This window comes from Brucella gallinifaecis, from assembly GCF_006476605.1.
Lineage (GTDB): Bacteria > Pseudomonadota > Alphaproteobacteria > Rhizobiales > Rhizobiaceae > Brucella > Brucella gallinifaecis.
Genome location: NZ_ML636805.1, coordinates 152,208 through 173,924 on the forward strand (window position 1 = coordinate 152,208; position 21,717 = coordinate 173,924).

A 21,717-nucleotide genomic window follows, 5' to 3' on the forward strand; every position below is an offset into this window, starting at 1 on the left:
TGGGGCTTCGGGGGCTAAGCCAGTGCGCATACAAACTATAGCGCAGGACGCAGAAGAGGCAGTTCCCGGATGCTCACAGGTCAGTGAGAAAGAGAAGACTTTGCCAGATGGCACGACCATTACCGATGTTCTTGCACTTGATACAGGTGGTGTGGCTGCGGCTGTTCTCGTGGAGGCGTGTAAGGCGATGTTATTCAGGATTGAAGCCCTTGAAGTGAAGCTAGCTGAAGGAGAGATTAGCATCAGACATTGAAATGTGGTCGCGCGACGGATAATAGGATTACATTTATCGTTGTTGGAGGCAGTTGAGTTGACTATTAGTGGTAGAAATGGATTGATCCTAACGGTCTTCGGGCTTTTAGTCTTCTTACTTTGTAGATTTGACGTATTAAAATACGGATCTGATTTTTTAGCCTCGGCTTCAATTGTCGTGGCATCATTTGGTTTGTCTAGTGTAATTGTCGCGGTTCTTATAAGAATATGGAGGGCTGCATGACAGAAATTGACGAAAATTGCGTGATAAAACAAAAGGTATTTTTATCAAGGTTGACAGAAAATACACCACTAATTTCTGTAGTGGTGCCGGTCTTTAATACGGAGAATTATGTAGTAGAGACGCTTCAGTCAATTGTCTCGTCGTTTAATGATGATTATGAGCTAATAATAGTAAATGATGGTAGTTCAGATAGATCACATGATTTAATACTTAAGTGGATTAGTAGTAACGAATTCAATGTTGCTTATATCCTAAAGGAAAATGGTGGGCTTGGCTCGGCTAGGAATGCGGGGGCTTCCATAGCTAGGGGACGTTACATTACGTTTTTTGATAGCGATGATTATGCCTGTTCATACACTTATCCAATAATGGTGCGCTTGGCGGAATCGAATAGTTTGGACGTCATAATTGCTAGAGCTCGACGTTTCAGTAACTTAACTATGCGTAGCTCGAAGTTTGGGGACCATGATATCATTGATTCAATCTTAGGCGGCAGCCATTTCAAAGTGACAAACGCGACCCGAGAAGGACGATTGTTCCGTGTCGAGCCGAGCGCAGTAATTAGACTTTACAATAAAGAATTCTTTGATCAAAACGTAGAAAAATTCCCAGAAGGGGTGCATTTTGAGGATGTATCTCCTCACGCGGCGTCTATTGCAAGGGCATCGCGCGTTGGCTTACTCAACGAATGTTTGTTAGTTTATCGTATAGATAGAGCTGGACAGATTACTGCCTCAAAAGGCGCAACGCGTTTTGATATCTTATACTCTGTAAAGCAAATTGCAGGCAGTGGTTATATTAGCGAATTAACCACCGAGGGGGGGGCGTGTTTATGTGGGCAGCTTGCTAGATTGGTGCACTGGTGTGCCACTGAATGTCCGAAGAATAAGCGTTCAGAGTTTATTGATATATTTTTAGATTCAATTAAGACAATACCTAGCAGCTGGTGGTGGATCTATAAGGAAAGATATTCGGAGAACATTACCGAGGCGCAGTTCTGTGAGTTTTCAGCCACCCAAAATGCTCATGCTTTGAAGTCTTTGGTCGGTGTTAATTTGGAAGATAAATATCCTTCCGGATTGTCCGCAGTAGAGCGCATTGTGTTCGATCAAAAATCTAAAATACAGATTATAAAAGACGTTTCAATGGTTCCGGTCCGAATCTTTAAGCGAGACATGATCTCGTTGGTTAAAGTACCTACTCGAAAAATCAAAAATATGATGGTCGGAAGATAATGTCGTATCTGTGGGAAATAGTCGCTGGCAGTTTGAAAGGCCGTTCCGGTATAGCTTCATGCGTTGAAGCGGATTTGGCACGAATTTCAAACAATTTTTACGGTCCCTTCACTGCTCCAGTTTCACCTCGTCCAGTTTGTCTGTTTCTAGGAGCTCGATCCGGTTTAGAGGTTGAGTTTGTCAGAGCTAACTACCCCGGCGCTCAGATCATTATATGGGATTGCAGTATTGATGTAGCTCCTCAATATGGAGATGTTGCGGTTAATAACGTTAACGAATTAATGCTGTCCCTTCAGAAGCTCGGATTGGATGGTGTCGATTTCTGTAGGGCTGATGAATACTATTTTACAGATGACCTTATTACCGAACTTGGTTCGGTTAAAATAAAAATAGGTTATCTTTGTGGTGCATTTGGCTCACTTTGTAGATCGCCTTATCAATTGCACAGAGATTTATCTTGCATCGCCGATCGATTCTATGTTCGATCTCTGTCCACTGAGCTGAGCTTATCCAAGTCCGTGAAAGGATTTCAAAAATATGTCTCGGTCATAGTTCCTGCGTATGGCATTGAGAATTACCTGCCTAAGTGCTTGGAAACTCTTTCAAGCCAGACGTTGCGGGAGATCGAAATTATTGTCGTCGATGACGGCGCTAAAGACACCTCAGGCGTAATTGCAGATGACTGGGCTGACCGTTATCCGGAAACTATTAAAGTAATCCATAAAGAAAATGGCGGTTGTGCGTCTGCGCGCAATGCTGGCCTCTCTATAGCTAGCGGGTATTATGTCGGCTTTGTTGACGGTGACGACTGGGTTTCTCAATATATGTTCGAGGATTTATTGAATGCTGTACTTCCTGGTTTCAAAGATATTGGACAGTGCGGATACGTAGAAGCTTACGAAAGTGGCGGAAGTAAAACAATTTTCGGCAATGAGCCGATAAGATTACCTCTAAAATTCCCATATGAGACGAATTTTAAGCCCGATTTTATTTTCAATTCACCCTCTATTTGGAGGCGTATATACAGGCGTGACTTTTTGAATAGATATGATTTAAGATTCAATTCTTCATTGAAGAGGTTTGACGATCTGCCATTTGCATATCTTTCACTGAGCTTGGCACAGTCTGTTGTGGTGATTCCTGATGCACATTATTTCTATAGAATGGGCAGGCCAGGTCAGGATGTAAGTTTCGATGATGAACGCTTATACATACACTTCGAGATTTTTGATTATCTTCATAAAGTGATCGAGACAAAATATGATGGTGAATTTTTGAATAACTTGGCTCCGATAGAATCGGCCACCCATCGCTGGGCTCTTTCGTTGATACGCGAAGATCTAAAAGATGATTATCGCCAAAGAATGCTTTCACGTAAATAGTTTGAATAAATAAACTGAGGGATTAATTTCTCAGTTTATTTGCGAGAAGCTTAAATGCACTGATAAGAGGCTTGTCTCTTATTTTTTCGATAAGTTTTTTGTATCGGATGTTTTCTGATTTCAAGATGTCTAGCTTATTTTGGGTCTCACTAATTTGTAATGATTGAGACTCATTGAGTTCCTGTGCGGCAGATAATTCTTCTAGAGTTTTTTGAGTGTACTTTCGATGTGTTAGCTCGTTTTTTTAAATTTCTCATTCTCATCTTTGAAGTACTTAAGGTCGGTTGTCAGCATTGCTAACTGGCGCTCCAACTCTCCGATTTTGCCGCACACTTCTAGCTTGGTAGGATCGATGGATACTTTCTTAGTTTTGTTGATCTTGGATTCGTTTAAGCAGCGTTTCATTTTCTTCGAAACCGCTAGAAAATCTGAACCGTCGATCCAGTATTCGGAAAGAAGATATCCTAGGTAGGCAGTGGACCTAATATCCACCTCAGGTTGATTTTTGTTAAATGCCAGCTGAAGTTCTTCAGCGTCTTTTATGCGATGGCTGGCGGGAGACCATTCGGAAAGTCCGCAAGCATAAACCGGTTTTCCATGAATAAGCGCTTCGAGACCAACTCCCGAATTTACAGTAATAACCGATGAACAATGTTCTATGAGATCATGTATATTAGAATGGCTGGTATGAAAAAAGGGGTTTGTCGTTGTGGCGCTTTCGATGAATTCTGCTATCGCGTCACTATCGCAGTACGGGTGCCTTTTTACGACGACGTGTATACCCGTTTTGAGCGAAAGCATTGATGCCGTCTTGAGAATAGTTAACGCATCTATATCGGCAAACTTAGCGACGGGATCGGATTGTACCTGGAGAGGAATGAATACATAGTCGTTAATTTCTTGATCGAATAAGCTAGCTTGCGGATATTTGCTTAGTTTGTCCGACTGGAATCGTTCTTTGTAAGATTTTAAAACTATTTTTGCTTTTTCTAGGTCATAAGAATACGCTTTCTCTTGCAGCTTTTTGTCGTTAGCAATCTCAGACCAGCCGGAGTGTCCAGTTCGATCTACAGCGTACAAGGGTGGTATAGCAGCTTCTTTTAAGCGCCAAACCCCATGAACTTCACCGACAGAGTGAAAGGAAAAAAGTGCGCCACTTTTCGGAGGTGTTCTTTCAACGAAGTCAGTACCCCAAGGCACATCCTTTACGACAATTGAAGGGTGTAACTTTGAAAGTGCCCCCATAACATTGGTAAGGAAAATCCTATGGCGTATGCCATCGATGGGGTTTAATAGCCAGTCGGTGGGCAATTCAACGATGATCTGTGACTGTTCGTTTAGCAAAGTTACATTTCCCCTTATATTGTTTTGGAAACCAATAAGGTATTGTCGATAATTGTAGTATCAATTTAACGAATTATCTAACAATTAGAGCGTGTGTTGGAAGCAAGGAAGAAATTGTGACAATTTTTCATAAACTGGTATCTCGTTTTCTTATCTCGCCTGAAAAGAAAAATGAAATTGGTTTTTGCACCGATCTTGATGATATTCTTCGTGACGATGGTAAAGTGACTTTGAAAATCGACGGCAATAAGATCACGTTGGATTTAAGTAACCTTCACGAGCGTCGATACGCTGCATGTTTAAGTACCCCTCTACGGTATCCCCAATACGATATTGATAACTTGCTCATGGCAAAGTTTGTAAGGAAAGGAGATCGGATACTTGATGGTGGCGCCAATATCGGACTAACGGCGCTTCACTTCCTGCATTTTGGCGCATCTTTTGTTGAATGTGTGGAGGCTTTGCCATGGTTGGCTGAACGAATAAGAGGAATAGATGATATCAGAATATCGGTTACTGAAGCTGCTCTAAGCAAATGCTCAGATGGATTCGTTGATATAGCCGTCTCGAAAACTCACAACCAAGGCTCAACATATGATAGTTCTGTGATCGCAAAGTTCTCGCACATCTTTGGAGATGATATTAAGTTTTTAACTACTCCTACGATTACAATCGATAGTTTGGCGAGCGGTCCCTTTGATATCTGGAAACTCGATGTTGAAGGCGCAGAAATTGACGTTGTAAATGGTGCGTTGCAGTCTCTCAAAAATTGTCCACCTAGGGCAATATTCACCGAGTTTTGGGATGAGCGCGTACATGAGTTTGCCTCCATTGTTTCTGCATCGCATCCGGTAGTTTATAGAGCTGGGATAACAAAAGATAATTATCAGCTAAAGTTGCTTGATATGAAAACTTTTGAGAAGACTTCCAAAGAGTTTTTCCCAATCAGTCCAACGTACGTTTTTTTACGTGCAGATTGTCAAGAAATATAAAACTAAGCCCTGTGCATCTCCCAAAAGAACACAAGTTACACCAATCTCGACATTATCCCCGTCACTCTGATCTGACCTAAGATCATCAATCTACCATATCCGCCCACTGAGGCGGCTTTCTTTTACCTAAAAGGAAAACCCACCATGAATATGCACCTTGGCGATACCCGCCTCTTGATTGAGGCAGGTCGAGAACGTGGACTATTGCGCAATCAAATGGCGTATGTGCTGGCCACAGCGTACCATGAGACGGCGCATACGATGAAGCCTATCAATGAGATGGGCGGTGAGAAATATCTGCGGTCAAAGAAATACTGGCCGTATATCGGGCGCGGCTATGTGCAAATCACTTGGAAGGTGAATTACGAAAAAGCTGGTAAGGTTCTGGGCGTTGATTTCGTGTCAAAGCCTGAGCTGTTGTTGAAGCCAGAATATGCGGCGCCAATTATCATTGCTGGAATGGCTGAAGGTTGGTTCACCGGCAAGAAGCTGTCCGATTACATCACCTTGCAGAAGTCGGATTTCAAAGGCGCTCGTAGAATCGTCAACGGTACAGACAAGGCCGATTTGATTGCTGGCTATGCGCGTGAGTATGACAAGGCTCTTCTGGCCGAAGGCTATGGCGTTGATACGATCATCGAAGCCAAGCCTAATGAAATTCTGCCAGAGCCTATTATTGAAAAGCCAGTCGCTAAAACAACGCGCTTTTGGACATGGCTGACTGCGGCCGCACTTCCTGCTCTTGGTTTGCTTGATTGGCGTGTGCAGATGGCTTCCGTGGTCGTTGTGTTCGCTCTCGCAGTCTGGGCGATCTATTCCATGCCACAGGTCAAAGCCAAGCTTGAGAAGCTGGTGGATGCGATATGAATGTAATCTGGTCGCTTATTCCCAATTGGCTGAAATTCGCCGCCGCCGCTGTTCTGGCGGCATTTTTGTGTCTGGGTGCTGGATATACCTACGGCACGATGAAAGAGCGCCAGCGCTCAGCATTGGCCGCAGCTGAAGCAACAGCAAAGGCAATCCAAAAGAGGGCGGATATAGATGAGGAAGTTATCAACATGGATGCTGTTGCTTTGTGCAAGCAGCTTGGCGGGATGCGCGAGCAATGCGACCAACTGCGCGGGATGGAGGCAAATCAGCCTTAAACCTGACACTGCCGTTTATCTGGCTGGCAATGATCTGAAAGCCGGGCAGGGCATTGCCGGGCATAATGCATATGGAAAACAGCGGGGTTGCTGGAAGTGAGAAACGATATGCCAGAAGAAAATGATCTTCGTGCTCGCGTAGTCGGGCTGGAACAAGCAACACAGACCAATAATCAACGCTTGGCCAGTCTTGAGGCTTGGCAACGTCAGCGAGAAATTGAGAGCGCCCGTAATGACGAGAGATGGGTAGCCATGGAAGCCCGTATTGACACGCGATTTTCAGGATTAGAAAATTCTGTCAAAGGTATCCAATCTTCACTTTCACGCATCAATTGGATGATTATCGGTGGACTGGTAGCGGCGTTTGTGGCTTTCGTCGTGGGAGGCGGATTGAAATCGCTTTGATCGCCTTAGCGTTTAAATACCGTCTTCATTATGGAATAAAATAATGCTCCAGCGGCACCAGATATACCTAACCGAAATTCTTGCGAGTCAATAGTTTCTCTCAGGAAATGAGCAGTTGGTGAAACCCATTTAGTTGGGCGAATACCAAACTCCGCGGCTAATCCGCCAACAAATGGTGTTGCTATAACATTGTAAAAGCATGCAACAACAAGGCCAGAAGCGGCTATTAGTATAAACCTGATCATTTGGAATTCACGCCTTTCGAATTTAGAGCATCTGAAATGTTAATCTACTTTTGTCAAATAGAAACTTACAAAATCATGTCAGGGTAACTCCAAACAAACGCGCATCCCATTTGCGGCGCTCTGGTGGCTGGTTATCTAACCGGGCCGATTGTGCATTATCTCAGAGCTGTGAATTTCCCACTGTCACCGGATGATGGATCAAATATTGGGCTTCACGCCGCTGCATTTGTCGTTGGCGTCTGCGGCATGTGGATCAGTGACGAGCTGTTTGAAATCGTTACAAGGCGGTTTAAACGTAAGGAATGAATGTGGCAGACTTCAACCGCTGGCGAGTGCATGGTGTTGGTGCAGTCATGCTCATATTTTTCGCAGCCGCTTCATTCAGTCGGCTGCTTGCCACCTTCGGGAAGAAGATGTGGGCGGTTTTTACGGGGTGAAGAAAAGATTTCTTTCGGTCACAAACAGATCATCAAGGATATTCTGTAATTCAATTTCAGGCATGTCCGTGACGATTAATGCGTCCTGTATCCATCCATATGCGTAAGCCCGCACAATATAACCGCACACCACCTTGCGATTAATTCTCATATAGCCATCACGGAAACATCGATCACGCCGGATTGGTAAATTCAGGGTGACTGATTTAATCTGCTTACCATCAATCAATGACTGCAATATGGTTGCAGGCTGCTCTATCAAGCCAGTCCTCCTACAAATCCGCTTAGCTCTTTCAATCGTTCCATTGCCATACGCATTTTACCGTTGCAGCCACGTGCTTTGCATCGTGCCTTCGCCTCGATCTCATCCAGATATTGCTGTGATCGATCCACTGACTGGCAGATTAACTGCTTATTTATATAGGTAAGGCGTCTGCACTTTTTACAGATCATCTCCAATCTTTGATCGTCACCAAGATCACCAACCTTGATCTTGGTCTTCCAGTTGCCCATCACCAGAAGTCCTCAGCCGATGGAATGCGGACATAGCTGATCTTTCCACCGACATGACCGCCTGCTGGTGGCTTCCATTCTCCCATACTGACAATCGTGCTGGAGTATTTAGAGTTAAGCTTATCAACCGCTTCGTTTGCGCGTTCCCATTTCTGCCGCAGCTCATCGTCATTATCGAGCAGATCAACCTGCCTCTCATCGGCTGGTGACAGATCATACAGGGTGACGCTAACCCGAAAGATCGTTACGCCTCCTGGGTGATCGAGCTTTACGCGATCCCAGAGCATCCGAAGCGCTGCAAGAATGGCCTGATCGTCATTGACGACTGGCAGATGATGTTTGCCAAACCATGAGCCATCACGCACCGACAGCCATAGCCACAAGCCTGATGCATAATAATTCTCACGGCGTAACCGTCTTGCGGCTTTTGTTAGTAACAGCCGTGATATTTCATAAGCGCCGTCTATTGAACGCGCTTCAGGCGGCAGCACGCGTCCATGGCCGAACATGCCGCGCTGTTGAACCGGTGCCTGAATGTCATAGCCATGCAAGGCGTACCAAAGTCGCTCACCGTTGACGCTCTTCCATATCTTTCGCATGTGTTTGGGTTGGATTGCGTAAAGCTGCGTGGTTGTAAATATGCCATTGCGGTAGAGACGCTTGGCCATACCTTTGCCTATGCCGGGGATATCTTCCAATTCAACACGCAATAGCGGATCTGGCATGATTGACGGCCACCAGATTGCAAGACCGTTGCCATAATGCCCGTATCGTTTGCTTTCGTCTTTTCCTGCTTTACATGCGATCTTTGCCAGCTGACGGTTGGCGGCAAAACCGATTGAGCTGGTGATGTATGGGCCGATGTTTTCAGCAATGGCAGATTTGATCTTTGCTGCCAGCAATTCAGGATCACGCTTGCCGCTGTCATCCAGCACGCATGTCAGCTCATCAATGCTTTTGGCTGTATCAATTGCAATGACAGTTTCGATTTCGCAGAGCAGGGCGTTGTGAGCACGCCGGTAAAGGTCTGGCTTCTGCGGTACGAGCACAAGATCAGGACAGACCCGTAATGCGTCCTTGATCGACATCACATTCTTGACGCCCATTGCTTTTGCTTCTTTTGAGCAGGCGATCACGGCGGTCCGATTGGTGCCTTCAAAAGGAACAACACCAATTGGCCGACCGCGCAGACGTTTGTCGCACTGCTGCTCGACCGACGCGAAGAAGCCGTCAAAGTCGAGATAAAGCCGTTCAATCGTCTCAGGCAGACGCATTCCTAACTCCAGAAAATAGAGCGCACGAAACCTGTCCCGAGTGCATAGACACTAAGGAACATATTCCGTTTGCTAGGGTAATGTTCCTATAATGTTCTCATTTTGAAAAAGAGTCAATCTAGGATTTTAATGGGGGCTGCATTCGAAGAATACTTACTTAATCGGATAAAATAGTTGTTTGATTGATATAAAATTTAGGGGTTGAAAACGCTGCATTTCATTACGATCTTGTCTTTTGTTCGCTGTGATTGTAGTAGGTGCCCCAACGTGTGATTTTGCTGCGCATGATTGCGTCACGCATGGTGACACAAAATGGGATACATGACTGCCTCTTGGGTGGATATTGTGTAACAAAATCAAGGCGAGGGGTTAGGTGCGGCTGCTCTCTATCCGCACCAACTGCCTTAAGGCAAAAGAATTTCTCTCCCGCGACGAGGCATAAGCGCCGGTAACGGCGGGACAATGACAAGAAGTGAAGGTTTGAACATGCAGGTTACCGAAACGCTCAATGAAGGGCTGAAGCGCGAGATTAAAGTCGTGGTTCCTGCCGGAGATCTCGAAGCTAAGCTCTCTGAGCGCCTCGAAACAGCGCGTGGTCGCGCCAAGATCAACGGCTTCCGTCCAGGCAAGGTGCCAACTGCGCATCTGCGCAAAACCTACGGCAAGTCCTTCATGGCTGAGATTGTGAACGAAATCCTCAATGATTCGTCACGCTCAATCCTTGCTGAGCGCAATGAAAAATCGGCAACCCAGCCAGTCGTTTCGATGTCCGAAGACGAAAAAGAAGCGGAAAAAGTTCTTGATGGCAAGGCTGATTTCGTTTTCTCGCTGAGCTATGAAGTTCTGCCGGTTATCGAAGTCAAGGACTTCTCCAAGATCGCAGTCACCCGTGAAGTTGTCGACATTTCGGACGAAGAAGTTGACGAACAGGTCAAGCGCGTTGCTTCTTCAACCCGTACCTATGAAGCCAAAAAGGGTAAGGCCGAAAACGAAGATCGCGTCACAATCGATTATCTTGGCAAGATCGACGGTGAACCATTTGAAGGCGGCGCAGACACTGATGCGCAGCTCGTTCTTGGTTCGGGTCAGTTTATTCCCGGTTTTGAAGAACAGCTCATTGGCCTCAAGGCTGGTGACGAGAAGGTTATCAACGTAACTTTCCCTGCTGAATATGGTGCAGCTCATCTTGCTGGCAAGGAAGCTACCTTTGACATCACCGTCAAGGGCGTGGAAAAGGCTGGCGAACTCGTTCTCGATGATGAAACCGCAAAGAAGCTTGGCATTGAGTCGCTTGAGCGTCTGCGTCAGGTTGTTCGAGAGCAGATCGAAAGTCAGTATGGCCAGATCACCCGTCAGAAGGTAAAGCGTCAGATTCTTGATGCACTCGATGGCGATTACGCTTTCGAAACCCCTGAAAAGCTGGTTGAAGCCGAATTCAACAATATCTGGCAGCAGATCAATTTTGACCTGCAGCAGGCTGGTCGCACTTTTGAAGATGAAGAGACCACGGAAGAAGCTGCTCGCGAAGAATATCGCAAGCTTGCTGAACGCCGCGTTCGTCTCGGTCTGGTTCTCTCCGAAATTGGTGAGAAGGCTGGTGTAGAAGTAACTGAAGAAGAGTTGCAGCGTGCAGTTTACGATCAGGTACGTCGCTACCCGGGTCAGGAAAAGGAAATCTACGAATTCCTGCGCAAGACACCGGATGCGGTTGCTAACCTTCGCGCACCGATCTTTGAAGAAAAGGTCGTTGACCATCTGCTCGCAAACATCAACGTGACCGACAAGAAGGTCTCGAAGGAAGAGCTGAGCGCAGAAGACGAAGACGGTCTGGAAGCAAAGCCAGCCAAGAAGGCTGCTGCAAAGAAAAAGGCCGCTCCTAAGAAAAAGGCAGAAGAAAAGTCTGACGAGGCTTAATTCTCTCTTTTCAACCAATCTGGCAAAGGCCGCGCATTGCGCGGCCTTTTCTGTTTCATGACCTGTAATTGACCGGCTGAAAAGCTTGCATCCCAAGGGGCTTTGCTCTAGCCAGTAGTCAATCAGTTTTAAGCTCAATCCGAATATTTGCGAGCCAGCATGACCCTTATTGATACGCGCACACCAGAACCGAAACGCTTCATCTCTGGCGCCACTGGCGACTGGGAAGTTGTCATTGGTATGGAAGTCCACGCACAGGTCACATCCGAATCGAAGCTCTTCTCCGGCGCTTCCACATCATTTGGTGCCGAACCAAACGCGAATGTGTCTTTGGTTGATGCCGCCATGCCGGGCATGTTGCCTGTTATCAATATGGAATGCGTGAAACAGGCCGTTCGCACGGGCATTGGTCTGAATGCGCAGGTTAATTTGAAGTCGGTTTTTGATCGGAAGAATTATTTCTATCCAGATCTTCCGCAGGGCTATCAGATTTCGCAGTTCAAGCAGCCGATTATTGGCGAAGGCAAGATCATGATCTCGGTCGGCCCTGACAATAAAGGCCAGTTTGAAGATGTCGAGATTGGCATTGAGCGTCTGCATTTGGAACAGGATGCTGGCAAGTCGATCCACGATCAGCATCCGACGATGTCCTATGTCGATTTGAACCGTTCTGGCGTGGCGCTGATGGAAATCGTCTCCAAGCCAGACTTGCGTTCATCTGATGAAGCACGTGCTTACCTGACCAAGCTGCGCACGATTGTCCGCTACCTCGGGACCTGTGATGGCAATATGGACGAAGGTTCAATGCGTGCCGACGTGAATGTCTCGGTTCGTCGTCCGGGCGGCGAGTTTGGGACGCGCTGCGAAATCAAGAACGTCAACTCGATCCGTTTTGTCGGTCAGGCGATTGAATATGAAGCGCGTCGCCAGATCGCTATTCTGGAAGATGGTGGTTCTATCGATCAGGAAACCCGTCTGTTTGATCCGGTCAAGGGTGAAACCCGCTCGATGCGCTCCAAGGAAGAAGCGCATGATTATCGCTATTTCCCGGACCCGGACCTTTTGCCACTTGAATTCGATCAGGCATTTGTTGATGCACTGGCCGCAGGCCTGCCGGAACTGCCGGATGTCAAGAAAGATCGTCTGGTCGAAAAGCTTGGTATTTCGGTTTACGATGCGTCTATTCTTGTTAGCGAAAAGGCGATTGCCGATTATTACGAAGCCGTTTGTGATGGCCGTGATGGCAAGCTGGCTGCAAACTGGGTCATCAATGATCTTCTGGGGGCGCTGAATAAAGCCGGCAAGGACATTGAGGAATCGCCTGTTTCGCCAGCCCAGCTTGGTGCAATCATTGATCTAATCAAGGATGGCACAATTTCCGGCAAAATCGCCAAGGAACTGTTTGAGATCGTCTGGAACGAAGGTGGCGAACCGAAGCAGATTGTCGAAGATCGCGGCATGAAGCAGGTCACGGATACCGGTGCGATTGAAAAGGCCGTTGATGATATTATCGCAGCCAACCCCGACAAGGCTGAACAGGCCAAGGCCAAGCCAAGCATGGCCGGCTGGTTTGTTGGTCAGGTCATGAAGGCAACGGGCGGCAAAGCCAATCCGCAGGCGGTTAATGATCTGGTGAAATCCAAGCTCGGGATTGAAGAATAATGTGGGTTCGCAGTGCCAGTGAAGCTGATCTGAAAGCCGTGCATGAACTACTGGTTTCAACCTGGCATGCGACTTTCGATGATATTCTTGGTCGCGAGATGGTGAATGCTGTCACCGCGCAATGGCATTCGGTTGCAGCACTCAAAGCCAATTTGAAAAAGCCTTATTCTGAATTTATCCTCGCAGATAACGGCGAGGGCGGCATAGATGGTATGGCTTTTGCGAGCCAGACCGGTGAGGGCAAGGCTTCGCTGCATCAGCTTTATGTACGGCCCGAAGTGCAAGTACAGGGCATTGGAACGATGTTGCTTGCTGAAATTGAAATGGCTTTTCCGAGTGTGAACACGATGCGGCTTGAAGTCATCGAGCGCAATGCAAAGTCAGTTCGTTTTTATGAACGCAAGGGTTATGCGCAAGTGGGCCGTAGCGAAGACTGGGGTGATCCTGAGTGCAAGGAACCTGTATTGATTATGGAAAAGTCTCTTGAAGGTTGGTCCATGTAGGGTCCTGACCCTGATCAATTCATTCTGTTGTGGCAGCGGCAACTTGCCCCTTGCCTTGGTCTTTGGATCGGGTCATAAGCGTTTAAAACCCGGCAGTTATTCTGCCTGTGGCAATAGTGGATCTGGATAGGTCATGAAGAAATTTCTTACACAAGTCTTCACATGGTGGAATGGCCAGACGCTTGGCACCCGCTTTCATACCTGGCGCAAGGGTGAACGGGTTGGAGAAGATGAGTTCGGCAATGTTTACTATCAGGGTGGCAAGGACTCTGAAGGGCGCACACGTCGCTGGGTCATTTTCAATGGCTATGCGGAAGCAAGTGCTATCCCTGCGGGCTGGCATGGCTGGATGCATCATCGTGTTGATACGCCGCCAAGCAAGGAAGACTATAAGCCGCGTGACTGGCAGAAGCCGCATTTGCAGAATCTGACCGGTTCACCGCTTGCATATCGTCCAAAAGGCTCGATCGCTATTCCAGGTACTACACCGGCTGAACGTCCGCGTGTAACGGGCGAATATGATGCCTGGACACCGGGTAACTGATTTTATGTGAAGACCGGCTTGAACATTCCTGCCGGTCTTTTTATTTTGCGATATTGGCGCAAAAGCCTTGAGGATCGTTGGATTACATAGAGGCTGCCATGCATTGCCGCTTGCGACCGGGCCACGAATCGTCACAATTGACGGTTAGAAATTGTTGCAGCACTTTATTTAACCAGATTGATACGGATATCCGTTTTGACGAAGCATTCTCCCGGCACGGCTGTTAATGGAAAAAACTGGTCCTGGCAGACTGCAAAGGTAGCGTTGATTGCTGTTGTAACTGGCATTTCAAGCTTTAATACAGCTTATGCCGAACGTATCTCCAATCCGGTCGCCGAGTTTTCAGGTCTGGACAAGATCACTGGTCGCATCACGACTTTCGATGTTTATATCAATGAGACCGTACAATTTGGTGCATTACAGGTGACACCAAAGGTTTGCTATTCGCGCACTGAAAATGAAGCACCGCGCACAGACAGTTTTGTCGAAGTCGATGAGATTACGCTTGATCGTAAAATTCGTCGTATCTTTACCGGCTGGATGTTTGCCGACAGTCCGGGTCTCAATGCTGTAGAGCATCCGATCTATGACGTATGGCTTAAGGATTGCAAGCAGGACTCCAATGTTCCGGCACCTGATCAGCGCAAATAATTTTCGTTTTAGAAAATGGCCACGCCCTGAAGTGCTTCATTAAGAAGGGCTTCATACTCTTTGCGATTGACTTCTATCGCACCAAAGCGTTCCAGATGCGTTGTCGTAAATTGCGTATCCAGTAGCACAAATCCTTGCTTTTTGAGGTGCTCCACCAGAAAAGCAAGGCAGACTTTTGATGCGTCACGCTTGCGCGTAAACATGCTTTCGCCAAAAAAAGCCCGCCCGAGCGTCACACCATAAAGCCCACCTGCGAGCTGGCCGTCATGCCATGCTTCAACTGTATGACAATGACCGGCTGCAAAGAGTTTACCATAGGCTTCGCGGATGGGTGCATTGATCCATGTCCGTGCACGTTCACCGGTGCCACTTGCGCAGCCATTGATAACGCCCTCGAAATCGCTGTCCAGCCTGATTTCGAAACGTGCTTGCCGGATGATTTTTTGAAGGCTTTTGGGGACGTGGAAGTCTTCAAGCGGGATGATGCCGCGTTTTTCAGGACGAACCCAGAAAATCTCGGGATCGTCCGCTTCTTCGGCCATCGGGAAAACCCCGGTGGCATAGGCCCGCAGGAGCAATTCCGGGTCGATTGAATAGTCGTCCGGGGAGGCTCCTGCGGTCACTTTATTTATGCATCCTGTGTTGCAGACTGTTCTGCCAGATATTTTTCCAGCCAATGGATATCATAATCGCCATTGGCAATATCCTGATTGGAAATAAGGTCCTGAAACAGGGGCAGGGTCGTCTTGACGCCATCGACCACGAATTCATCAAGCGCACGCCGCAGACGCATCATGCATTCAACGCGGTTGCGGCCATGAACAATCAGCTTACCGATCAGGCTGTCATAATAAGGCGGAATGCGATAGCCGGAATAAACGCCTGAATCCACACGAATACCAAGGCCGCCCGGCGTATGATAATGGGTAATCAACCCCGGTGAAGGCATGAAACTGCGCGGATCTTCAGCATTGATGCGGCATTCAATAGCATGGCCAGAGAAGCGTACATCATCCTGTTTGACCGAAAGGCCGAGGCCTGCTGCGACACGGATCTGCTCATGAACAAGGTCGATGCCGGTGATAGCTTCTGTTACCGGATGCTCGACCTGAAGACGGGTGTTCATTTCGATGAAATAAAATTCGCCGTTTTCATACAAAAACTCGATCGTTCCTGCACCGCGATAGCCCATATCGGCAACAGCATTGGCACAGATCATACCGATCTTGTCACGCGCTTCAGCGTTCAGAGCAGGTGAATTGGCTTCTTCCCAGACCTTCTGGTGACGGCGCTGCAATGAACAATCGCGTTCACCAAGATGGATCGCATTGCCTGCACCATCGCCCATGACCTGCACTTCGATATGACGTGGCTTTTCGAGATACTTCTCGATATAGACTGCATCATCACCAAAGGCAGCACCTGCTTCAGTACGAGCTGTTGCAAGGGCGACCGCCAAATCTTCTTCGGTCTTTGCAACCTTCATACCGCGGCCACCACCACCGGCAGATGCCTTGATGATGACCGGATAGCCGATTTCCTTTGCGATGCGCTTGGCTTCACCTTCGTCGGTCACGCCACCATCAGAACCCGGGACAACTGGAATGCCAAGGCGCTTTGCCGTGCGCTTGGCTTCGATCTTGTCGCCCATGGTGCGGATATGCGAAGAGGTCGGTCCGATGAAGGTAATGCTGTGTGCTTCAAGAATTTCAGCAAACTTGGCATTTTCCGACAGAAAGCCATAACCCGGATGGATCGCATCCGCGCCGGTGATTTCGCATGCAGCAACGATTTGATGAATATTCAGATAGCTGTCGCGTGATGGAGGTGGTCCAATGCATACACTTTCGTCCGCAAGACGGACATGCATTGCATCAGCATCTGCCGTGGAGTGCACGGCGACCGTCTTGATGCCCAGTTCTTTACAAGCCCTGAGCACACGAAGAGCGATTTCGCCACGATTGGCTATGAGTATCTTTTGAAACATTGCGCTTTGCTGCCCGTTCATTGAATAAGCCGAAATTCTAAAGCATGTCTCCCAAAAGTGAGAACCGGTTTTGGGATAAAGACATGCTTAAAAACAAAGAAATAGAGCGAACGTTATGGATAGCATCAGGTGCGACACGCTCTAATGACCAGATGGTCGTCTTATTCGATGACGACAAGCGGCTCGCCGAATTCGACGGGCTGCGCATCTTCGACCAATATAGCCTTGACCGTACCGGCGCGGGGAGCGGCGATCTGGTTCATGGTCTTCATGGCTTCGATAATCAGAAGCGTCTGGCCTTCCTTGACCTGTGTACCAACCTCGATGAAGTTGCGCGCACCGGGAGCCGGAGCCAGATAGGCAGTGCCGACCATTGGCGAAGGAACAGCATTTTTGCTCAGTTCTGCCTTGGTTGGCTCTGCCGCAACAGCCGCAGGTGCCGCAGCTGCAGCCGGAGCAGCAGCGGCTGGCAATACAGTGGCCGCTGCCTGCACAGTTACCTTGCGCGAAACACGGATACGCAGATCACCATGCTCGACTTCAATGTCGGTCAGGTCGGTTTCATTGAGGATATCCGCCAGATCGCGGATTGTTTCTTTGTCGATGACGGAATTTTTGCTGGACATATCAGGCCCCTTTACGCTTGCCCGTTGTTTTCTTCTTCTTTGGCAATTGCCGCGAGTGCGCGCAGGCCGAGCAGGTATCCTTCCGCGCCAAAGCCGCAGATAACGCCTTTGGCGACTGCGGAGACATAGGAGTGATGCCGGAACGCCTCACGCGCATGTATGTTCGACAGATGCACTTCCACGGCCGTTACCCTGGCCGAACGAATAGCATCGTGAATAGCAACTGATGTATGACTGTAAGCTGCGGGATTGATCAGGACATAAGCGTTTTTGTCGCCTGCTTCCTGAATCCAGCTAACCAGGTCACCTTCGTAATTTGTCTGGCGAAAATCGACGCTAAGGCCCAGTTGTTCAGCCAAGCGTTTGCAGTCCGCTTCGATGTCATCGAGCGTTGCCACACCATAAATTCCCGGCTCACGTTTCCCAAGAAGATTGAGATTTGGGCCGTTCAGAACAAAAACCGTTTTGACCATGTTCTTCCGTGATTGATTACGGGCCTGTTACGAAATTTCGATTACACTTCGCATTTCATATAGAGGGCTTGGATGCAAGCCGAAACCCTCTAAATGAATAGGAATGTTCAACCACAGCCTTTTTTCCGCTATTCTTTGTGGAATGAATGCAATTTGCAGTAAAATAGACGTTTACAGGATCGGATTGTATGATTGCGCCATCTGAAAATTTCAACAGGGCGCAATCTCACTGCCTTTAGCTCTTGTCAGCAGAACGGGCGGTGGCGATTCTTTCAATCAGCCCTTCGGCCCCGATTGCTCCCGGAACAAGATCATTTCCAATGATGTAGGAAGGTGTTCCGGTAATATTGAGCTTTTGAGCGAGCTGATAGGTTTCCTGAAAGGCATTGGTGATTGCCGGATCCTTCATTTTTTCGCGAAGCTTTGCTTCATCGGCTCCGAGCTTGACCGCATCAGCAATTGCCGAATCTTCCGTAGCACGGCTTGATGCACCTAAAAGAGCTTCATGATAGGCAGCGTATTTCTCCGGCATCAGAGCTTTGAAAGCCTGCGCGACAATATGAGCCCTCATGGAATCCGGTCCGAGGATCGGAAGCTCCTTCAACACGAAACGAACATTCGGATCGTGTTTGAGGATTGTCTGCATATCAGGAAGGGCGCGTTTGCAATATCCGCAATTATAATCAAAAAACTCATAAACGGTGACATCGCCATCAGGATTGCCGAATACAGAATCATAGGCAGGATTGAAGAGCTGGTTCTGACTTGAAGCCAGAACTTTTTTTACTTCCTCCTGAGCGGCTTCCGCCTGTTTCGTTTCAAGTGCTGTCTGCACGTCGATCATGATTTCAGGGTTTTGCAGCAGATAGTTGCGGACAATAGTCTCAACATCCTGTTGGGACATTGCCGGGCTTGCGGCCGTTTCGACAGCTGCTGCCGGTGCTGGCTGGTTGGCATTGCCAGCATAATAGCCCGCAGCAACTGCAGCAGCACCAATAACGCCGCCTGCAAGCGTGCCTATAACCACATTTTTCATATCAATCACTTTCATTCGTTCTGAAAATCTGCCGGAACCTCTTGAGAGGATGTTGCTGGCTGTTATTTTTTGGCCTTGGCATTGATGATGTCCTGCGCCCGAAGCCAGTCGGGAGTGCCTCGTTTCATCTGCTTTTGAGCGCGTATAGCAAATATCTGAGCCTGTTGTAGTTTACCGGAATAGTAGTTCATATCGGCTGTGGCAAGATCAGCCCGGGCTATGTCGCCAGACTGGCCATAAGCCTGCGCAAGATAGCCATATCCTCCGGGGAATTCAGGATCCGCTGCAATACCTGCTTTTAACTCTTTGATTGCATTAGGCATATTGGCCTTTGTGCCGGTAAGCATAAGAGCGCGGCCATAGCTCATCCGCAGCAATGGAGACTTGCGCGTGTCCAATGCAACGGCCCGCTGGAAAGATTTTGCAGCGCCTTGTGTATCATTTGCCTTGATCAGCACTTCTCCCATCATTTCATGGAAATACGGGTTCTTGGGCTGTTCTTTAATCAGTGCTTGGAATTTGGGGATTGCGGATTTGGCCGAACCGTTCAGATAAGTGCTGATTGCATTACCGTAACGGGCGGGTAAACCGCCGGGATTGGAGCGAAACATGCGTTGCAATGCACCCATATTGTTGGAATAGGCCGCTATTTTGGCGCGTGCCATATCGTGCCGCAGCTGTAACGCGGCTGAATCCGTCTTATTATAATTGGGGCTTTTTTTCGCAAGTTCCTGAAGATTGGCGATGCGTTCGCGCGGCAATGGGTGGCTGATGCGATATTGATCAATTTGTGTACCTGAAAGCGATAGCGCAGTGGCAAAGCGCTGGAAGGTATCGAGCATTCCCTTGGTCGATTGGCCTGTTGCATTGAGATAATTCACAGCAAGACGATCAGCCGTGATTTCTTCCGTACGCTGATAGCTCAACAGGTTGCGCATCGCCATTTCGTTACTTCCCATGGCAATGCCACCGCCGGCACCCGCAGCACTGCCGCTGCCTGTTGCTGCACCTGCCACTCCAACACCAACACCAAGCAACATGCCAATAACAGCCATAGTTCGGGCACGGCCCAGCTGCTCGCGCAAGCGATCCTGATGTCCTCCTGCCAGATGCCCGGCTTCATGGGCGATAACACCAATGATTTCATTGGGTGTTTCCGATTGCATGATTGCACCGGTATTGATGAAGATACGGCGTCCATCGACAAAAGCATTGAAGCTTTGGGAATTGACAAGGATGACGCGAACGCCGCGACTGCCCAATTTGGCTGCTTTAAGGATGGGGGCTGCATAATCAGAAACCAGCGCCTCGATTTCTGCGTCTCGCACAATAGGAACGCCGCCGCCACGTGACTGTGCCTGTGCCTGTGTAGGCAATACGCCTGTAACGGCGACAGCAAGTGCGGCAAATGCGGCGACTGAACGGCGCATTATATTATGAAATGAAAATGCTCTGGCTGAAAAACCTGCAGTCATGCTTGCCATTTTTCTCCCCATCCTAGGCGCCTTGCTGCGAATCTTGTTCCGAAAACCGGTCCCACTTTTCGGGATGTGTTCCAGTTTAAAGGCTTTATCTTAAACTTCACTGCTGTTTTTACCTAAAGATGCTGTTGCTTTACCAATCCGGCGATTATAGGGCGAGGAGTATATATTGCATTCCTTGCATTTTGGAGGCTGAGTTGAATACTCTTTCAAACCGTAGCGCGGTCGAACCATTTCACGCCATGGATGTTCTGGCGCAGGCCAATCGTCGTCGGGCTGCGGGTCATCCGATTATTTCGATGGCTGTCGGACAGCCGGCCGACCCGGCACCTCATGCAGTGCGGCTGGCTGCGGAACGTGCTTTGAAAGATGGTCGCATCGGCTACACGGATGCACTTGGCCTTATTGATCTGCGTGAAGCGATTGCTGCACATTATGCGCAGAGTTATGGCGTATCGGTTTCGCCTGAGCGTATTGCGGTCACGACTGGCTCATCGGCTGCCTTCAATCTGGCATTTCTGGTCTATTTCGATCCGGGGGACCGCGTTGCCATTACCCGTCCGGGTTATCCCGCTTATCGCAATATTCTGACGGCTCTTGGTCTGGAAGTGGTGGAAATTGCCAATGAAGGTGGAGCATCAGGAGCTTTAACAGCTCAGGCACTTGCTGCCGCCCATGCCGAAAAGCCATTGAAAGGGGTGCTTTTTGCAAGCCCTGCCAATCCTACAGGTGCCGTGATTGACAAACCGGACTTGCAGGCGATCATTGAAACTGCGCGTGATCTAGGTATTCGGGTGATTTCTGATGAAATCTATCATCGACTTTCCTATGAAGAGGAAGACGTCACTGCATTGCAGATTTCCAATGATGTCACGATCATCAATTCGTTTTCAAAATATTATTGCATGACCGGCTGGCGCATTGGCTGGATGGTTTTGCCGGACGCTGATGTGCGGGCAATCGAATGCCTTGGCCAGAGCCTTTATATTTCTGCCCCCGAACTTTCGCAGCGTGCAGCAATTGAAGCATTCAATGCAACTGCAGAACTGGAGCGCGTCAAGGATCGCTATCGTCAGAACCGGAAAATCCTGCTCGATCACTTGCCGGCAATGGGATTAAGCCTTGCTGCACCAATGGATGGTGCATTTTATGCCTATTGCGATGTTTCACGCTTTACCAATGACAGTATGGAATTCGCACGCCGCATGATCGAAGAAACCAATATAGCAGCCACGCCGGGACGTGATTTTGATCCGGTTGACGGGCATCGCACGATGCGTTTTTCCTATGCAGGCAGTGTGGAGGAAATTGAGGAAGCAGTTCGCCGTCTGGAATTATGGTTGCCACAACAAAAAGCCTGAACAAAAAATGA

Annotated in this window: 24 protein-coding genes; 14 read left to right on the forward strand and 10 right to left on the reverse strand. The window is 48.2% G+C overall.

Annotated features, from left to right (window positions below):
* Positions 1 to 22 precede the first annotated feature (22 nt).
* The 3 genes from FHY56_RS10830 to FHY56_RS10840 all read left to right on the forward strand — a co-directional run bounded on the left by FHY56_RS10830 (position 23) and on the right by FHY56_RS10840 (position 3,113).
* Positions 23 to 253 carry a hypothetical protein gene (locus FHY56_RS10830; RefSeq protein WP_140905179.1) on the forward strand — a complete coding sequence of 77 codons (231 nt, stop codon included), beginning with the start codon at positions 23 to 25 and terminating at the stop codon, positions 251 to 253.
* A 239-nt stretch (positions 254 to 492) separates the two neighbouring features.
* The gene (locus tag FHY56_RS10835) at positions 493 to 1,731 is read left to right on the forward strand and encodes a glycosyltransferase family 2 protein (protein ID WP_158447755.1); all 1,239 of its coding nucleotides are present in this window, start codon (positions 493 to 495) and stop codon (positions 1,729 to 1,731) included.
* Positions 1,731 to 3,113, forward strand: coding sequence for a glycosyltransferase (locus tag FHY56_RS10840; protein WP_140905181.1), 1,383 nt, complete (start codon positions 1,731 to 1,733; stop codon positions 3,111 to 3,113). The genes FHY56_RS10835 and FHY56_RS10840 overlap by 1 nt, the downstream gene beginning before the upstream one ends.
* A 231-nt stretch (positions 3,114 to 3,344) precedes the next feature.
* Here the strand turns inward: FHY56_RS10840 and FHY56_RS10845 are convergent, their stop codons facing one another.
* Positions 3,345 to 4,457 carry a capsular polysaccharide export protein, LipB/KpsS family gene (locus FHY56_RS10845; RefSeq protein WP_140905182.1) on the reverse strand — a complete coding sequence of 371 codons (1,113 nt, stop codon included), beginning with the start codon at positions 4,455 to 4,457 and terminating at the stop codon, positions 3,345 to 3,347.
* Positions 4,458 to 4,573: 116 nt separating this feature from the next.
* Between FHY56_RS10845 and FHY56_RS10850 the strand changes: the two genes are divergently transcribed.
* The 5 genes from FHY56_RS10850 (at position 4,574) to FHY56_RS10870 (ending at position 7,550) form a co-directional block, all read left to right on the forward strand.
* Complete coding sequence (locus FHY56_RS10850; protein ID WP_140905183.1) at positions 4,574 to 5,449, forward strand: FkbM family methyltransferase; 876 nt, start codon at positions 4,574 to 4,576, stop codon at positions 5,447 to 5,449.
* Positions 5,450 to 5,593: 144 nt separating this feature from the next.
* Entirely contained in the window at positions 5,594 to 6,316 is a 723-nt protein-coding gene (locus tag FHY56_RS10855; protein ID WP_140905184.1) for a glycoside hydrolase family 19 protein, read from the forward strand.
* Complete coding sequence (locus tag FHY56_RS10860; protein ID WP_140905185.1) at positions 6,313 to 6,594, forward strand: hypothetical protein; 282 nt, start codon at positions 6,313 to 6,315, stop codon at positions 6,592 to 6,594. Before FHY56_RS10855 ends, FHY56_RS10860 begins: the two co-directional genes overlap by 4 nt.
* Positions 6,595 to 6,702: 108 nt before the next feature.
* Complete coding sequence (locus FHY56_RS10865) at positions 6,703 to 6,999, forward strand: hypothetical protein (RefSeq protein ID WP_140905186.1); 297 nt, start codon at positions 6,703 to 6,705, stop codon at positions 6,997 to 6,999.
* A 368-nt stretch (positions 7,000 to 7,367) separates the two neighbouring features.
* Positions 7,368 to 7,550 (forward strand): hypothetical protein, encoded by a 183-nt coding sequence (locus FHY56_RS10870; RefSeq protein ID WP_140905187.1) that lies wholly within the window; start codon positions 7,368 to 7,370, stop codon positions 7,548 to 7,550.
* Between the two features lie 120 nt (positions 7,551 to 7,670).
* Here FHY56_RS10870 and FHY56_RS10875 read toward each other — a convergent pair whose 3' ends face one another.
* The 3 genes from FHY56_RS10875 to FHY56_RS10885 are packed head-to-tail and all read right to left on the reverse strand — an operon-like array spanning position 7,671 to position 9,468.
* The gene (locus FHY56_RS10875) at positions 7,671 to 7,943 is read right to left on the reverse strand and encodes a hypothetical protein (RefSeq protein ID WP_140905188.1); all 273 of its coding nucleotides are present in this window, start codon (positions 7,941 to 7,943) and stop codon (positions 7,671 to 7,673) included.
* Entirely contained in the window at positions 7,940 to 8,194 is a 255-nt protein-coding gene (locus FHY56_RS10880; RefSeq protein ID WP_140905189.1) for a hypothetical protein, read from the reverse strand. The genes FHY56_RS10875 and FHY56_RS10880 overlap by 4 nt, the downstream gene beginning before the upstream one ends.
* Positions 8,194 to 9,468, reverse strand: a complete 1,275-nt coding sequence (locus tag FHY56_RS10885; RefSeq protein ID WP_140905190.1) for a Y-family DNA polymerase — start codon at positions 9,466 to 9,468, stop codon at positions 8,194 to 8,196. Before FHY56_RS10885 ends, FHY56_RS10880 begins: the two co-directional genes overlap by 1 nt.
* A 486-nt stretch (positions 9,469 to 9,954) precedes the next feature.
* On the opposite strand from FHY56_RS10885, the gene tig reads away from it, so the two are divergent.
* From tig to FHY56_RS10910, 5 genes are all read left to right on the forward strand, one after another.
* On the forward strand, positions 9,955 to 11,382 hold the full coding sequence (gene tig, locus FHY56_RS10890) for a trigger factor (protein ID WP_268898917.1): 1,428 nt from the start codon (positions 9,955 to 9,957) through the stop codon (positions 11,380 to 11,382).
* A 159-nt stretch (positions 11,383 to 11,541) separates the two neighbouring features.
* On the forward strand, positions 11,542 to 13,044 hold the full coding sequence (gatB, locus tag FHY56_RS10895) for an Asp-tRNA(Asn)/Glu-tRNA(Gln) amidotransferase subunit GatB (protein WP_140905192.1): 1,503 nt from the start codon (positions 11,542 to 11,544) through the stop codon (positions 13,042 to 13,044).
* Positions 13,044 to 13,547: a GNAT family N-acetyltransferase gene (locus FHY56_RS10900; RefSeq protein WP_140905193.1), complete on the forward strand. Its 504-nt coding sequence runs from the start codon at positions 13,044 to 13,046 to the stop codon at positions 13,545 to 13,547. The genes gatB and FHY56_RS10900 overlap by 1 nt, the downstream gene beginning before the upstream one ends.
* A gap of 133 nt (positions 13,548 to 13,680) precedes the next feature.
* Entirely contained in the window at positions 13,681 to 14,091 is a 411-nt protein-coding gene (locus FHY56_RS10905; RefSeq protein ID WP_140905194.1) for an NADH:ubiquinone oxidoreductase subunit NDUFA12, read from the forward strand.
* Positions 14,092 to 14,271: 180 nt separating this feature from the next.
* The gene (locus tag FHY56_RS10910; protein ID WP_140905247.1) at positions 14,272 to 14,742 is read left to right on the forward strand and encodes a DUF2155 domain-containing protein; all 471 of its coding nucleotides are present in this window, start codon (positions 14,272 to 14,274) and stop codon (positions 14,740 to 14,742) included.
* An 8-nt stretch (positions 14,743 to 14,750) separates the two neighbouring features.
* Here FHY56_RS10910 and aat read toward each other — a convergent pair whose 3' ends face one another.
* The 6 genes from aat to FHY56_RS10940 all read right to left on the reverse strand — a co-directional run bounded on the left by aat (position 14,751) and on the right by FHY56_RS10940 (position 20,348).
* A complete protein-coding gene (aat, locus tag FHY56_RS10915) occupies positions 14,751 to 15,320 on the reverse strand; it encodes a leucyl/phenylalanyl-tRNA--protein transferase (protein WP_140905248.1) in 570 nt (189 codons plus the stop codon).
* A 50-nt stretch (positions 15,321 to 15,370) separates the two neighbouring features.
* Positions 15,371 to 16,729 carry an acetyl-CoA carboxylase biotin carboxylase subunit gene (accC, locus tag FHY56_RS10920; protein WP_140905195.1) on the reverse strand — a complete coding sequence of 453 codons (1,359 nt, stop codon included), beginning with the start codon at positions 16,727 to 16,729 and terminating at the stop codon, positions 15,371 to 15,373.
* A gap of 161 nt (positions 16,730 to 16,890) precedes the next feature.
* Entirely contained in the window at positions 16,891 to 17,355 is a 465-nt protein-coding gene (accB, locus tag FHY56_RS10925; RefSeq protein WP_140905196.1) for an acetyl-CoA carboxylase biotin carboxyl carrier protein, read from the reverse strand.
* Positions 17,356 to 17,366: 11 nt separating this feature from the next.
* Positions 17,367 to 17,828, reverse strand: a complete 462-nt coding sequence (gene aroQ, locus FHY56_RS10930) for a type II 3-dehydroquinate dehydratase (RefSeq protein WP_140905197.1) — start codon at positions 17,826 to 17,828, stop codon at positions 17,367 to 17,369.
* Positions 17,829 to 18,063: 235 nt separating this feature from the next.
* Entirely contained in the window at positions 18,064 to 18,864 is an 801-nt protein-coding gene (locus FHY56_RS10935; RefSeq protein ID WP_140905249.1) for a DsbA family protein, read from the reverse strand.
* Positions 18,865 to 18,926: 62 nt separating this feature from the next.
* Positions 18,927 to 20,348 carry a M48 family metalloprotease gene (locus FHY56_RS10940; RefSeq protein ID WP_140905198.1) on the reverse strand — a complete coding sequence of 474 codons (1,422 nt, stop codon included), beginning with the start codon at positions 20,346 to 20,348 and terminating at the stop codon, positions 18,927 to 18,929.
* Between the two features lie 194 nt (positions 20,349 to 20,542).
* On the opposite strand from FHY56_RS10940, the gene FHY56_RS10945 reads away from it, so the two are divergent.
* On the forward strand, positions 20,543 to 21,706 hold the full coding sequence (locus FHY56_RS10945) for a pyridoxal phosphate-dependent aminotransferase (RefSeq protein ID WP_140905199.1): 1,164 nt from the start codon (positions 20,543 to 20,545) through the stop codon (positions 21,704 to 21,706).
* Positions 21,707 to 21,717 lie beyond the last annotated feature (11 nt).